Origin of the sequence: Alistipes sp. Marseille-P5061 (assembly GCF_900290115.1) — a bacterium.
Taxonomy (GTDB): Bacteria; Bacteroidota; Bacteroidia; order Bacteroidales; family Rikenellaceae; genus Alistipes; species Alistipes excrementigallinarum.
In genome coordinates, this window is the sequence record NZ_LT985751.1 from 37,188 (window position 1) to 50,009 (window position 12,822).

At 67.1% G+C, this 12,822-nt stretch carries 11 protein-coding genes; 1 reads left to right on the forward strand and 10 read right to left on the reverse strand.

The genetic code is table 11. The features are described from left to right. Positions 1–512: 512 nt before the first annotated feature. From C8267_RS09495 to C8267_RS09540, 10 genes are all read right to left on the reverse strand, one after another. On the reverse strand, positions 513–1,661 hold the full coding sequence (locus C8267_RS09495) for an amidohydrolase family protein (protein ID WP_106634459.1): 1,149 nt from the start codon (positions 1,659–1,661) through the stop codon (positions 513–515). Further along, a complete protein-coding gene (locus tag C8267_RS09500) occupies positions 1,621–2,448 on the reverse strand; it encodes a DUF4296 domain-containing protein (protein ID WP_106634460.1) in 828 nt (275 codons plus the stop codon). The genes C8267_RS09495 and C8267_RS09500 overlap by 41 nt, the downstream gene beginning before the upstream one ends. After that, entirely contained in the window at positions 2,445–3,656 is a 1,212-nt protein-coding gene (locus tag C8267_RS09505) for an FtsX-like permease family protein (RefSeq protein ID WP_087361995.1), read from the reverse strand. The genes C8267_RS09500 and C8267_RS09505 overlap by 4 nt, the downstream gene beginning before the upstream one ends. Positions 3,657–3,690: 34 nt before the next feature. Continuing rightward, positions 3,691–4,029 carry a 30S ribosome-binding factor RbfA gene (gene rbfA / locus C8267_RS09510; protein WP_087361996.1) on the reverse strand — a complete coding sequence of 113 codons (339 nt, stop codon included), beginning with the start codon at positions 4,027–4,029 and terminating at the stop codon, positions 3,691–3,693. A gap of 4 nt (positions 4,030–4,033) precedes the next feature. Beyond that, positions 4,034–4,846 (reverse strand): porin family protein, encoded by an 813-nt coding sequence (locus C8267_RS09515; RefSeq protein WP_087361997.1) that lies wholly within the window; start codon positions 4,844–4,846, stop codon positions 4,034–4,036. A gap of 24 nt (positions 4,847–4,870) precedes the next feature. After that, positions 4,871–6,913 carry an Ig-like domain-containing protein gene (locus C8267_RS09520; protein ID WP_442778181.1) on the reverse strand — a complete coding sequence of 681 codons (2,043 nt, stop codon included), beginning with the start codon at positions 6,911–6,913 and terminating at the stop codon, positions 4,871–4,873. Between the two features lie 5 nt (positions 6,914–6,918). Continuing rightward, positions 6,919–7,887: a hypothetical protein gene (locus C8267_RS09525; protein WP_106634461.1), complete on the reverse strand. Its 969-nt coding sequence runs from the start codon at positions 7,885–7,887 to the stop codon at positions 6,919–6,921. Beyond that, positions 7,881–8,390, reverse strand: a complete 510-nt coding sequence (folK, locus tag C8267_RS09530; RefSeq protein ID WP_087362000.1) for a 2-amino-4-hydroxy-6-hydroxymethyldihydropteridine diphosphokinase — start codon at positions 8,388–8,390, stop codon at positions 7,881–7,883. Before folK ends, C8267_RS09525 begins: the two co-directional genes overlap by 7 nt. 18 nt (positions 8,391–8,408) lie before the next feature. Continuing rightward, a complete protein-coding gene (locus tag C8267_RS09535) occupies positions 8,409–9,554 on the reverse strand; it encodes a DNA polymerase III subunit (protein WP_106634462.1) in 1,146 nt (381 codons plus the stop codon). Positions 9,555–9,637: 83 nt separating this feature from the next. Further along, positions 9,638–11,107: an oligosaccharide flippase family protein gene (locus tag C8267_RS09540; RefSeq protein WP_087362002.1), complete on the reverse strand. Its 1,470-nt coding sequence runs from the start codon at positions 11,105–11,107 to the stop codon at positions 9,638–9,640. Positions 11,108–12,175: 1,068 nt separating this feature from the next. On the opposite strand from C8267_RS09540, the gene C8267_RS09555 reads away from it, so the two are divergent. Continuing rightward, positions 12,176–12,664, forward strand: a complete 489-nt coding sequence (locus C8267_RS09555) for a DMP19 family protein (protein ID WP_087362005.1) — start codon at positions 12,176–12,178, stop codon at positions 12,662–12,664. The last annotated feature ends 158 nt before the right edge of the window (positions 12,665–12,822 follow it).

The window sequence follows — 12,822 nt, forward strand, 5'->3', positions numbered from 1 at the left end:
GCGTTCGGAATAGCGGACGGAGAAGGCGGGTAGGATTCGGGCTGCGGCGGCCCTTTTCCGGCGGGTTGGCGCGGGCGTCCTCCTCGCTCGGAGCGGCGGATGGCGGAGGTGAAAACCGGGTGCGGGGTCGACTTTTTGCGGCGGGCGGCGCGGGAGCCCTCCTCGTTCGGGGCAGCGGGTTGGTGCGGGCGCTCCCCTCGTTCGGAGCAGCGGGCGAAGAAGAAGAAAACCGAGTGCGAGGTCGACCTGTCGCGGCGGAGGTGGGCGGTGGTGTGGGCTCCGGGCATGCGGCGGGTCCTTTTGCGGCAGGCGGAGGCGGCGAAAACCGGGTGCGGGGTTGACTTTTTGCGGCGGGCGGCGCGGGAGCCCTCCTCGTTCGGAGCGGCGGGTGGAGAAGGCGGGTAGTACTCGGGTCTGCGGCGGTCCTTTTCCAGTGCGGCGCCGGCTTCGGGTCTGCGGCGGCCCTTTCGGGGCGGTGCGGGCGCTCCCCTCGCTCCCCTCGCTTCCCTCGCTCAGAGCAGCGGGCGGAGGCGGGCGGAGGGGCCCAGACGCATCGAGGCGTAGTCGATGCCCGAAAGCAGGCAGAGCCCCGGCCGTTTGCCCGGCTCGACGCTCCCCAGCTCCTGCTCCATCCCCAGCGCGCGGGCGCCGTGGAGCGTGGCCCAGGCGATGAGCTCCCCGAGCGGTACCTCCTCCAGCTGCCGCATCTCCTCGAAGAGCGACATGGCGGGGTTCGAGGCCGGCGAGTCGGTACCCAGGCAGATGAGGGCGCCGTTGCGCCGCAGCAGCTCGACGGGCGGGCGAAGCCCCGAGATGTGGCGGTTCGAGGTGGGGCAGAGGCACCAGTAGAGCGGTGCGGTGAAGTGTTCGCGCAGCTGGTCGATATCCTCCTGCGTCGTGCAGGTGGCGTGGACCAGCAGCAGCGAGCGGTCGCGGGGCGTCTGCTCGACCAGCCGGCGCGTCGGCGAGCCGTAGTGGAGGAAGTCGCACGAAAGCCCCTCGCTGCGGTACCACTCCCACAGCCCGCCCTTCCCGCGGAAGAGCTCCTTCTCGTCGGGCGTCTCGAGGTAGTGGAGCGAGAGGGGCGCGTCGCCCTCGCGGGCAAGCGCCGCGAAGGGGGCCTCCTGCACGGCGTAGAGCGAGTGGGGCGTGGGCGAGGTGTCGGGCTCGGCGAGCAGCGGCGCGAGGTGCTCCGTGGTGCTGCTCCGCAGTCCGAAGAGCTCGGCGAAGGTGTGGTAGCGCAGTGCGCTTTGCCGCTTGGTGGCGAACGAGGTCATCCCGTTGGAGGTGTCGCCCACGGCACGGATGCCGCGGCTGCGCATGGCGGCGTCGATGCGGTCGGCTGCGCGGTGGCGCTCCTCACCGCTCACGGCGTGGCGGTGGGCCCGCAGCGCGCGGATGAAGCCCCGGAAGCCGCACCCCGCGGGAATCATCCCCGCCAGGTGCGCCAGTTCGAGGTGGCAGTGGGCGTTGACCAGCCCCGGGAGGAGCACTCCGCCGTAGAACTCCACGCCGGCCAGACGGTCGGGCTCGGCGCACTGCTCCACGCCGAGGATGCGCCCCCCGGCGTCGATGCTCACCAGCGGGTGGCGCAGAAAGCCTCCCGGCTGCCAGAGCAGGTTAGAGGCTATCCGCCGGATGGGCTGCGCGGAAGAATTCATCGGCGAAGATGCGGATGTCGAGTTGGCGGATGTAGAGGCTCTCGACGGCCTGCGCCGTCGGGGGCGTGTAGTCGATGCGCAGGTCGCGCATGGTGACGGAGGGGCGCCCGGCCGCCTCGCGCGGCAGGAAGAGGTTGAGGTGCAGCCTGCGCGTGGTGCTGTCGGTGGTGAAGTGGCGCGAGAAGCGCTCCTCCTTGCCGCGGCGCAGCGTGAAGGTGTAGCCCCCCGTGCGGCTGCCGTCGCGGCGCTCAAGCCACGCCGAGCCCCGCAGTCCGGGGTTGCGGTCGAGCGAGTCGACCGTATAGCAGACCGAGAGGTCGTATTCGCCCGCAAGGAGGGTGTCGAGGCGGACGTGGAGCCGCGCCGTGTCGCGCAGCGTGCGCACGCGCACCAGCGAGTCGGTGTAGACGCGCCGCGTGAAGGTGCGCCGCGCCACGTTGTCGATGGTGTCGAGGATGGAGACCTCGTGCTCGTAGCGCTTGCCCTCCTCCTCGAGTATGCGGATGGACTCCTCGACCACGTCGCCCAGGCGGGCGCTCTTGCGCTTCGAGAAGTTGCCGATGGTGTACTGCACGTCCTCGGTCGTGTAGCCGTAGCGGGCGAAAATCGGCTCGTAAATCTCGAGCGAATCGAGGCGGAGCCGCTCCGTGGTGATGTAGGCGTTGGTCAGGAAGGCGTCGTGGAAAATCAGCGCCAGCTCATCGTCGGGGATGATTTTGTGGCGCGTGCAGGCTCCGGCCATCAGGCCGAGCAGCAGCAGCGCCGCCAGTCGGATGCGGTATTTCATGGTTCGGTACGTTTTATCATGCTGCGCACGGTGAGGTGCGTGATGAGCCCCGCCACAAGGGTGAAGGCCACGGCGACGGCCGCCAGGTCCGTCCAGCGGAACTCGACCGGGTAGCTCTGCATCAGGAAGCTCTCGGCCGGGATGCGGATGAGGCCGTAGTGCTGCTGGAGCAGCGTCGCGCCCACGCCCAACACCACGCCCAGCAGCGCCCCCGCGCCGCTGATGAGGGCCCCCTCGGCGCTGAAGAGCCTCCGCAGGAAGGAGGTGTCGGCCCCCAGCGCACGGAGCGTCGCGGCGTCGTCGCGCTTCTCGACGATGAGCATCGCCAGCGCCCCGACAATCGAGAAGGAGGCGATGACGAGCACCAGCAGCGAGATGAAGAAGATGCCCCACTTCTCGTAGCGCATGATGCGGTAGAGCGAGGCCTGCATCTCGGCCCGCGTGCGGAGCCGGAAGTCGTCGCCCGCGATGCGGGCCACGCGGGCGGCCACCTGTTCGGCATCGGCCCCGGGCGCGGTGCGCAGCAGCAGCGCCGAGGCGCGGCCCGGGTAGTTGAACAACTCCTGCGCCATGTGCAGCGAGCCGAGCACGTAGCGCCGCTCGGTTTCGAGGTCGAGGACGTAGACGCCCCCCACCGGCTCGCGCTGCCGCGTGTAGCTGTCGAGCGGCAGCAGCGTCGAGAAGGAGCTCCGCCGCAGGGCGTAGAGCGTCACCTCGGCGTCGGCCAGCGTGCGGATGCCCAGCGTGTAGGCCATCGTCTGGCCGATGACGAGCCGTTCGAGCTCGCCCACGTGCAGCCGTGCGTCGCCCCCCGCCACGATGCTGTCGAGCGGCAGCACCTTCGCGTAGGCGTCGTCGGCCCCCCGCAGCGTGGCCACCGCCTGGCGGCCGTGGCGCTCGAGCAGCAGGTTCTGCTCGAGGATGAACGAGAGGGCCTCGACCCCCGGCGCGGCGGCCAGCGCCGCCGTGTCGAGCCTCGCCGTTTCGAAGGTCATCCCCGCGGCGGGCGTGAGCGTCAGGTCGGCGTCGAAGGCCCCGCCCATCTGCCGGATGAGGCTCTCGAAGCCGTTGAAGACCGAGAGCAGGATGAGCATCGCCGCCACGGGCATGGCCACGGCCACGACGCTCAGCCCCGCGATGAGGTTGATGACCGAGTGGGACTTGGGCGCGAAGAGGTAGCGGCGGGCGATATGGCGGGGCAGGTTCATGCGGCGGCGAGGGGTGCGATGCGGAGCGGTCGGGTCAGTGTTTGAGCGCCTCCTCGATGTGCTCGATGTATTCGAGCGAGTCGTCGAGGAAGAACTGCAGTTCGGGGACGTTCTTCAGCTGGTTGCGGATGCGCTGGCCCAGCGCCCGGCGCACGAACCAGTTCTCGTGCTCGAGACGCTCCATGAGCTCGCGGCTCTTCTCGAAGGGGAAGACGCTCACGTAGATTTTGGCGTAGCTGAAGTCGGGCGAGACGCGCACCGCCGTGACGGTGACGAGCAGCCCGCGGACCAGCGCGGCCCCCTCCTTCTGGAAGATATCGGCGATGTCCTTCTGAATCTGACGGGCGATTTTCTGCTGACGGGTCGTTTCCATGGTGTTATCTGTTTTTCTTGTCGTAACTGAATTCGACGCCGGCCTTCTCGCGTTTGCGGCGCGGCGTGTTCCACGAGTCGAAGCCCTCCTTGTTGAAGCGGTAGCTCAGGCCGATGCTGATGTTGAGGTTGTCCATCGGCGAGCGCAGCGGCGTGGCCCAGAAGGGGTTCTCGGCGCCGTCGGTGGTGTTGTCCGCATACTTGTTGCGGTTGCGCACGATGTCCGAGTAGCCGAAGTAGTAGCGGGCCCGCAGGTTGAGCTCGAAGCGGCGGATGAGGATGGCGATGCCGGCGCCGCCGGCCAGGCCGTAGCCCCAGCGGTTGTCGCGCTCGACCTTGAAGGGGTAGTCGCCCCGCCAGTCGGGGCGCCCGGCGTCGCGCAGCACCTCGTCCTCGTAGGTCGACGAGATGTTGTAGGAGAAGGTGGCCGCCGCCTCGAGGTAGAGCCTTACGCGGTGCTTGAAGAGGTAGGCGTGGGGCTGCCAGACGATGGGCAGCACTACCGAGTTGACGCGACGCGTGTAGTACCTGTAGTCCTTCTTGTCCTCGACCTGCGAGGCGTTGAGGGCGAACGAGAAGCCCTGCTGGAGGAACTCCAGGTCGGCGCCGAAGCCCCCCACGAAGCGCTGCTTGCCGTAGTGGCGCCACGTCAGGCCGGCGCTGTACATGCCCCACACGCCGCGCGTCTCCTGCGTGGGCTGGAAACGGGCGCTGCCCATGCCGTAGCCCACGACGAAGCCCAGCGTGTGCTGCGCCCGCGCGCTTGCGCAGCCCAGCAGGGCCGCGGTCAGTAGTCCGATGATTGCAAATCGTTTCATTGGGTCTCTCTCTGCGGGGGCGCGTCAGCGCATGAACATGCCGCCCGTGGTATTCATGGTGTTGTTGAAGCGCTCCTGGTTGGCCTGGCGCTCCTGCATCTCGCGCTCGCGGCGCCCCTTGTCGCCCTCCTTGGCCAGCTTCTCGGCCTCGCGGCGCAGACGCTGCTCCTCGCGCTCGTCGAGCGTGCGGATGAGCGACTCCATCGTCACGGGGGCGAATATCCGCGACATGTCCATCGTGAACTCCATCTCCCAGTTGGCCTTGGTGGTGAAGGTGTCCTCCCCGTCGTCGTTGGCGTAGAGCTCCGTGCGCTCGGGCTGGCGCCGCTCGACAAGGTTGCCCGCATCCCACTTGCCGTTGCCGTTCCTGTCCTCGATGACGCGGAAGCGGATGTCGCCCGCCGGCACGTAGTTGAACTGGCAGAGGCCGCTGCTCAGGTCGCGCCGCTCCTGCTTGAGCTTGCCGCCGCCGTCGAGCATCTGGATGATGTAGCGCGTCCCGTCGTCGGGCGCCACGACGTTGATTTTCACCGTCGAGAACTTCTCGGGGTCCATCGTCGCGCGCGACTCCACGATGGAGTCGTTCGAGAAGCCGGCGATGTCGGTGATGGCCCCCGCGGGGATGGTGAGCGTATACTTCGAGGCGGGAACCCACTCGGTGCGGATGTGCCAGCGGCGCAGCTGCGCCGTGTCGCGCACGATGCGCAGCGGCACCTCCTCGTGGGTGCTGTCGGGGTAGTCGCGCGTGAGCACCAGCGAGGCCGAGTCGAGCCGCGCCAGCGGGTAGTCGAAGTCGACGACGAGGTCCTCTTCGGGGTTGATTTCGCCCGAGGTGACGAACTTCCAGGCGAAGGGGTTCTTCTCGGCCGGCGGGGTCCACTCCTCGCCCGCCTCCTCGGCCTTGCGCTTCTCGCGTTCGAGCTTCTCGCGCTCGCGCTCCTCGGCCTTGGTCTCGACGAGGCGCCATGCGAGCTTCAAATCCTCGGTCACCTCCTGCAGCTGGCGGATGGAGTCGTGCTTGAAGTAGGTGATGGTGCCGCGGATGGTGTCGGGAAGCGACTCGGAGGGCATGTTGAACCACAGCGCCACCGTATCGCGCCCCACGGTCTGGGGGTCGATGATGACCCGCTCGTCGGGGATGCTGTCGAAGTGGATGCGCACGATGCGCGGGTGGGCCGAGGCGAAGTAGAGCATCGCCTGGTGCTGGAGCGGACGGGCCGTCTCGGAGAGCATCTGGCGGCGGAAGGCCACGTCGGTGAACATGCGGAAGTAGAGCTGCGGCTCGGCCGTCACGTAGCGGCGCAGCGAGTCGTACCAGATGGCGAAGTCGGGCAGCTCGAGCGGGTTCTGCAGCTCCTCGATGAAGCCCACCTGGTCGACTCCGGGTTCGTACATCTGGTTGTCGTTCGTATCCTCGATGGCGTAGAGCCGGTAGGGGATGGGCTTGAGGTTCTGGGCGATGAAGATGCCGTTGGTCTCGGCCCGGGCGATGACCGAGGGCTTGCGGTTGAAGATGGTCGAGTCGTACTCGGGGGTCTCGTCCAGCGAGTCGGCCGGGTAGAACCAGATGAAGCTCTTCGACACGGAGTCGGTCTTGTAGCTGTCGGCCGTGTAGCCCGAGAGTATCATCGAGTCGATTTCGTCGCCCGTCGAGAAGACGTAGCGCATCGAGTAGAGCGGGTTGTTCTCGTTGTTGTCCTGGATGGCGCTGCCGAAGTTGAGCGCATAGGTGGTGTTGGGCTCCAGCGTGTCGCGCAGCTGGATGACCAGCCCGCGTCCGCGCAGCGTCAGCGTCGGCTTCTTCTTCATCTGCGGCGAGGTGAAGAACTCCTTCTGCTGGTCCTTGATTTGGACGAACTCGTCGAAGCCGATGTAGATTTTCATCCCCTTGGGGACGGTGGGTACGTTGCGCGTGTAGTTGTCGGGCGTCATGGTGAGGATGACCGGCGGGAGCGTATCCTTGGGGCCGCCCGTGGGGGTCATCATCGTGGCGCAGCGGCTCAGCAGCGTCGAGCCGAAGAGCAGCAGGACGCCCAGCCGGAGGGCGCGCAGGGTATGTCGGGGCATGGCGTTCATCGTTGTCTGGTTTTGAGGGTCGTCTCGGGCTCGGCTTCGGGGTCGTAGTTGTTGACGAAGCGCCAGCCGTCCTCGACATAGACCGAGTCGGTGCGCCACGGACGGAAGGTGAGCCGCGCCGAGTAGGGGCCTCCCGAGAGGTCGATGTCCTGGCGGCTGTAGGCGTAGCGGCGGTTGCGCGTGTCGGCGACGATGACCATCAGCGGCGTGCCCGAGACGGTCATCGTGAAGTTGCCCGTTCCGGAGTCGCGCGAGGCCGTGGCCATCGGGTTGCGCTTGGTCTCCTCCTCGTCGTACTTCGAGGTGATGATGCCCAGCGTGGCGTCGTCGTAGGTGGCCACCTTCCAGTCGGTGGTGTCGACCGCATAGGCGTAGGCCTTGAGCGCGGTGAGCTGCTCGGGCGTCGCCCCTTCGGTGGTCTCGACGTAGGGCTCGATGATGTACTGCGCCTCGAGCGGCGGGGTGTAGAAGTCGTTGCGCATGAACCACGACTTCGACTCGTCGTAGCTCTGCTTCCAGGGGCGGAAGACCACCGTCGAGTAGAGGCGCGGCATGTTCTCGCCGAAGCCCTGCTGGCGGTAGCCGTAGAGGCGCAGCTCGGGGTTGACGGCCACCACCAGCGCGCTCGACCGCCTGATGCGCATCGTCAGCCAGCCGCGTGTCCCCTCGGCCTCGTAGGGCTCGGCCGTGGCCAGCGGCGCGTTGTCCTTGAGCGAGGGGTCGCGCCGCGAGGTGATGATGCCCGCCAGCGCATCCTCGTAGCTCGTCACCTCCCACTCGGAGGTGTCGGCCGCAAAGGCATAGGCAAGGGTCCCCTCGAGCGCCTCCACGTCGCTGCCCGAGGCGCTCTGGAGCAGCGGCTTGAGCACGTAGGAGGTGTCGTAGGAGACATCCTTGAAGCATCCGCCCAGCGCTGCCAGGAGGCAGAGGGCGGCCGTTATTCTGAGTCGTTTTCCGTTCAGCATGTCGTCGGTTCGTTGTCGTGTTTGAGCGCCGCGAGCATCTCGCCCACCGTGAGCCCCGTGACCGGATGGCGGCGCGTGCGCATGATTTCGCAGAGCGGAACCAGCGCGAACTCCCGCTCGGCCAGAAGCGGGTGGGGAACCACCAGGCGCGGGGTGTCAATCACCCGGTCGTCGTAGAAGAGGATGTCGATGTCGATTGGGCGCGAGCAGTAGCGGCTCCCCGTGCGGGCACGCTCGACGGCCTCGGCCGCGCGGTTGCGCCCCAGCTCGTTCTCAATCTGCTCGATGGTGTCGAGCACCTCGAGCGGCGAGAGGTCGGTGGTCACCTCGATGGCCTGGTTCGAGAAGCGCTCCTCGGCCTCGAAGCCCCACGGGGCGCTCTCGTAGCGGTGCGAGCAGCGCAGCACCGCCCCCACCCGTTCGTTGAGCAACTGTTGTGCCCGTTGCAGGCGCCGTTTTACGTCGCCGACGTTTCCTCCTGTCAAAAATACCACACGTGCCATAACTCCATAGCGTTGACGTTAACGTAATCCTATCATTTTGCTCACCGCGAGGGCGAAGTGCGTGAAGACAATCGTGGGGTTGCCGTTCTGCGAGATTTGCGCCTGGGCGCTCTCGACCTGGGCCACCAGCGGCTCGATGTTGTGCGAGTCGACATAGGGGCAGAACTTGCGGCAGAAGTCCAGCTCCTCGCCCCAGAGGTAGCAGACCGAGTCGATGCCGGCGTGGAGCACGAAGCTCTCGCGCAGCAGCCGCGCCATGTCGCGCAGGAAGGCCCGCTGCTGCTCGCGCGTGAGGGCGGCCACCTGCTCGGCCCACCCCAGCAGCTCGAGGTGGCGGTTGTTGTAGCTCAGCCGCATGAGCGAGCAGAAGAGCGTGAAGTTTTCGTGGCGCAGCGTGTCGCTCTCGCCCGCCGCCAGGCGCTGCAGCTCGAGCAGGTCGCCCCCGGCCAGCCGCGCCATGTTGCGGGCGCGCAGCGGGTCGTCGACCCCCAGCCGGAAGGCCTCCTCCTCGAGCACGCGCGGCTCGAGGCGCGGCACGGTGACCTCCTGCGTACGCGAGAGGATGGTCGGCAGCAGCAGCTCGGGCTGCTCGCTCACCAGCAGGAAGAGGGTCCGCTCCCACGGCTCCTCGAGAATCTTGAGCAGCTTGTTGGCCGCCTCCTCGTTCATCGTCTCGGGCAGCCAGACGAGCATCGTCTTGTACTCCGCCTCGTAGCTCTTGAAGGAGAGCTTGCGGATGATGTCGTCGGCCTCGCGGGCCGAAATCATCCCCTTGAGCGTCTTGCCCAAATCGAGGCTGTCGTACCACATCTGGGGCGAGAAGTAGCCTCCGGTGCGGGTGAAGAGTTCGCGGAAGAGGGGAAGAAACTCGTCGCTGCGCACCGCCTCGCCCGACTTCTTGCCCTGGCGGTTGACCGGGAAGACCAGATGCAGGTCGGGGTGGGCCAGTTCGGCAATCTGCCGGCAGTCGGGACACTCGCCGCACGAGTCGCCGTTGCGGCGGTGGCGGCAGCAGAGGTACTGCACGTAGGCCACGGCCAGCGCCAGCGCGCCCCGTCCGGCGCTTCCCGTGAAGAGCTGGGCGTGGCTCACGCGCCCCGAGTCGATGCCCTGCACGAGGTGGCGCTTGAGCTCCTCCTGTCCGATGATGTCGGCAAATCGCATGCGAATCTTCTCCTTTCTGTTCCTTGTTTCGTTGTTTCGTTGTTTCGTTGCGGGGCCGGCTCTCCCCTTCCTGCCCCCCCCGGCTACCGGCGGTGAAGCGCCGAGCGGAGCATCGCCTTCAGGTCGATGTGCTCGCGCCGTACGAGGTAGGCCGCATAGCCCGCAAATGCCACTATGTTAAACGCATAGCTCAACCAAATATTGTCCAGGACGACCCCGGCCCGCTCGCAGACGAAGAAGAGCGCGAGGGCCGTGACGACATACTCGCCCATGCGCCGCCAGTCGTAGGGCGTGGGGAAGAAGCGGCGGTTGAGCCACCAGCTGACGGCCACCATCGCCGTTTCGCTGGCCAGCCGCGCCCAGGCCGCCCCGAAGTAGCCCCAGCGGGGAATCATCAGCCACCCGAAGCAGAGCATCGCCACGAGGCCCGTCCCCGTGACGACGATGGCCAGCGAGGTGCGCTCCTCGCGCTTGTACCAGAACGAGAGGTTGAGCCAGACGCCCGTCAGCACGTTGGCCCCCAGCACGACGGGCAGGATGTAGATGCCCTCGCGGAAGTCACGCCCCACAATCAGCGCGAAGAGGTCGCGGAAGAGGGCGATGCCCAGGAAGATGAGCATCGAGGCCATGACGTAGTACTTGAGTGCCGCGGCGTTCATGGCGACGAACTCCGACTTGCGGAAGTTCGAGAGGAAGAAGGGCTCGGCCGCCAGGCGGTACATCTGGTAGAAGAGCATCATCACCACGGCAATCTTGGTGATGGCGCCGTAGACGCCCAGCTGGGCCATCGCCCCCTCGGGGACGAGGTACTTGATGAGCTGGCGGTCGATGAACTCGTTGGCCGTGCCGGCCAGTCCGCCCACCAGCAGCGGCAGCGAGTAGGCGAAGACGGCCGTCAGCAGGCGGCGGTCGATGCGCGGAAGGACGCGGTCGGTGGTGAGGAGGATGACGCACCAGGTCACCACGCTGGCCGCGAGGTTGGCCACGAAGACCCACCCCACGCCGAACTCCGTGGCGAAGAGCCCCGCCATGCCGAAGGCGAAGGCCAGGGCGACGTTGAGCACCACGTTGAGCGCCTTGATGGCCACGAAGGTCATGGCGCGCCCCTGTTCGCGCAGCCGCGAGAAGGGGATGCAGGCCGAGACGTCGAAGAGGATGATGAGCCCCACCCAGACGATGTAGTCGGGATGGGCGGCGTAGGCCGGGCCCATGGCGGCGGAGATGCCCTGGCGGAAGAGCAGGATGAGGGCGAAGAAGAGCACGGCGGCCAGCGAGGTGGCGCCCCACGTGGTGGCGAAGAGCCGGCGCTTGGCGCCCTGTACGTCGCCGCCGGCCTCCTCGGCCTTGGCCGAGAAGCGGAAGTAGCTCGACTCCATGCCCATCGTCAGGAGGGTGAGGGCCAGCGGGATGAGGGCGTAGACATCGGTGACGATGCCGTAGGTCTCCTGCCCGAAGATGCGTGTATAGTAGGGCGTGAGCAGGTAGCTCAGGAACCGCACCACGATGGTGCTGATGCCGTAGACGGCGGTCTGTTTAGCCAGTTTTTCGAGCATGACGCGGATACAAGTGTGCAAATATACGAAAAGGCGCGGGCAAAAGGCCACGCTTGCGCGCGTTTTTTGCCGGTGGGCCGTCCATATTTTGCAAAGATAGCGATTTTGTCGGGAATAAGGGCCGCGTCGGCTCTTCTTTCTTTGAAAGAAGGGGGTGCGGAGGGGGCGCCGTGGCGGGGGAGGTGAGGAGCCGGCGACGGCGGGAGGAGGGGGAGACGACGGTGGTGACGGCGGAAGGCGGCGGGAGAAAGGATGGCGACGCAGAGAAGGGCGGGAGGCGGAAAGGCGACGGAGGGGGCATTGGCCGGCCACCCGGTCGGTGGGCTGCTGCGGGGGGGGGCGGTGATGGGGAAGACGGCAGGAGAGACGGCGGGGGCGGGGGCGAGTCGGGGTGTGGTTCCGGCAGGAGGAGGAGACGAATGTGGCGGCGGAAGGCGGGGAGTGGGCGGAGAGGAGTTTCGGCGGCATCGGGGAGGAGGCTGGATGCCGGGTATCGGGAAGAGGTGAGCGATGTGGGCGGGTTGCGGGCGGACGATGCGGGTGCTCCGGAGGGCGTAGACGGGGTGCAGGCGAAGGAGGCGGGCTGGACGGGTCGGGTGTTGCCGGAGAAGGGGGCTTCGGAGTGAATCGGGGTGTGGCGGAGCGGGCGGGGAGCCGGCGGCGGCAAAAAATGGGGGTGGAGGTGCAATTCGGAGGGGGTGCGGAGTACGGTTTTTGCAGGAATTTCGTAAATTTGTTTGGAAATGCGCTGCGATGACGCCGTACCGGGTGCCGCACCTTGCCGGCCCGAGGGTCGGGCGAAGGCTCCGGCCGGGGAAGGAGAGCACTGCCGGAGAAAAGGCTTCGGCCGATGAGAAAAACGCCGCCGGGAAGAGGGCTTCGCTCGGGAGAAAGGAGAAAAACATCCGTCGGGGCGGGGACTGCCGGCAGGGCGAGGCCTGACGTCGGGATGGAGCCCCTCCTTCGGGAAGGGATGTTCGACCGGGCGTAGGTCTCTGCCGGAGAGCTATCCTACCTCCGCAAGGGCGTGTGCAGCAGCCGTTTCTGACCCGTCAAAAATAACTGACCATGTGGAACTTTTTCGAAAAACTTTGTCATGAGGGACATCGCTCCGAGCCGGGGGCCGAGACCGAGTCGCAGGAGGGCGAGGCGCTCTACGACCGCATCTGGAGCTCGCTCGAGGAGAAGGGCATCTGCAACGAGCGGGGTTGTCCCGAGGGGCTGACCCACGGCGAGCGGCTCTTCTACGTGACGCGGGTGGTCGAGGACGAGGTGCGCGAATGCGGCTTCTTCGGCCTCTGCTACAACCGCCACGCCCATCTGCTGGAGCCGGCCGTGCGCTACTTCCGCGAGCTGGGTGCGGTGCGCCGTGCCGACATCGTCGAGCGGGCGCGCCGCGTGCTGGAGGGCATCGAGTCCCCCTGCTGCGAGCATGCCACGGAGGAGGACGAGGCGAAAATCGACGCGCTGCAGACGGAGTATCAGTCGCTCGACGAGAACTACGAGGCGATGCTGCTCGGCTACGTCAAGAGCCATCCCGAGGAGTTTCCCGCCTGAGCGGGGACGGCCTGAACGGGGCAGCCTGAGCGGGGCGGCCCGAAAGAGTGCGTCCGGAGCGGAGCGTTCTGGGCGTAGCGGTCTGCAGAAGTGCGTCCGGAGCGGAGCGTTCTGGGCGTAGCGGTCTGCAGAAGTGCGTCCGGAGCGGAGCGTTCTGG

Coding starts and splice junctions, on each gene's coding strand:
- C8267_RS09540 (WP_087362002.1), bottom strand. CDS start 11,107: ATGCTCGAAAAACTGGCTAAACAGACCGCCGTCTACGGCATCAGCACC.
- C8267_RS09525 (WP_106634461.1), bottom strand. CDS start 7,887: ATGCTGAACGGAAAACGACTCAGAATAACGGCCGCCCTCTGCCTCCTG.
- C8267_RS09495 (WP_106634459.1), bottom strand. CDS start 1,661: ATGAATTCTTCCGCGCAGCCCATCCGGCGGATAGCCTCTAACCTGCTC.
- C8267_RS09505 (WP_087361995.1), bottom strand. CDS start 3,656: ATGAACCTGCCCCGCCATATCGCCCGCCGCTACCTCTTCGCGCCCAAG.
- C8267_RS09515 (WP_087361997.1), bottom strand. CDS start 4,846: ATGAAACGATTTGCAATCATCGGACTACTGACCGCGGCCCTGCTGGGC.
- C8267_RS09535 (WP_106634462.1), bottom strand. CDS start 9,554: ATGCGATTTGCCGACATCATCGGACAGGAGGAGCTCAAGCGCCACCTC.
- C8267_RS09500 (WP_106634460.1), bottom strand. CDS start 2,448: ATGAAATACCGCATCCGACTGGCGGCGCTGCTGCTGCTCGGCCTGATG.
- C8267_RS09555 (WP_087362005.1), top strand. CDS start 12,176: ATGTGGAACTTTTTCGAAAAACTTTGTCATGAGGGACATCGCTCCGAG.
- folK (WP_087362000.1), bottom strand. CDS start 8,390: ATGGCACGTGTGGTATTTTTGACAGGAGGAAACGTCGGCGACGTAAAA.
- rbfA (WP_087361996.1), bottom strand. CDS start 4,029: ATGGAAACGACCCGTCAGCAGAAAATCGCCCGTCAGATTCAGAAGGAC.
- C8267_RS09520 (WP_442778181.1), bottom strand. CDS start 6,913: ATGCCCCGACATACCCTGCGCGCCCTCCGGCTGGGCGTCCTGCTGCTC.